Source organism: Donghicola sp. XS_ASV15 (genome assembly GCF_041224595.1).
Taxonomy (GTDB): domain Bacteria; phylum Pseudomonadota; class Alphaproteobacteria; order Rhodobacterales; family Rhodobacteraceae; genus Donghicola.
The window spans coordinates 1-404 of the sequence record NZ_JBGFGN010000028.1 but is presented as its reverse complement, the minus strand read 5'-3'; the positions used below and the strand labels follow the sequence as shown (position 1 = coordinate 404).

Annotated in this window: 1 tRNA gene; it reads left to right on the top strand. The window is 69.1% G+C overall.

The annotated features are described in order from the left end of the window. Positions 1 to 81 precede the first annotated feature (81 nt). Positions 82 to 158 (top strand) — tRNA-Ile (locus AB9K37_RS00470). Positions 159 to 404: the final 246 nt, after the last annotated feature.

Below are 404 nucleotides of genomic sequence, written 5' to 3'. Positions count from 1 at the left end.
TTTGGGAAGCACACATCACGGGCCAGGCCGTCCTCATATCTCTTCAGGAAGAAATACAGACCGACCGGTCTGGACAGACTTGGGTCGGTAGCTCAGGTGGTTAGAGCGCACGCCTGATAAGCGTGAGGTCGGAGGTTCAATTCCTCCTCTACCCACCAACTACTTTTTCCACGAATGTTGTAGCGGCGGGCGACCGTTTCTCTGCTTAGCTTATATCACGAGCTCCTTCCTTTTTTACTCCCTTGGTTTCCTCTTCCCTCCCTCCCCCCCCTCCCCCCCCCCCCCCCCCCCCCCCCCCCCCCCCCCCCCCCCCCCCCCCCCCCCCCCCCCCCCCCCCCCCCCCCCCCCCCCCCCCCCCCCCCCCCCCCCCCCCCCCCCCCCCCCCCCCCCCCCCCCCCCCCCCC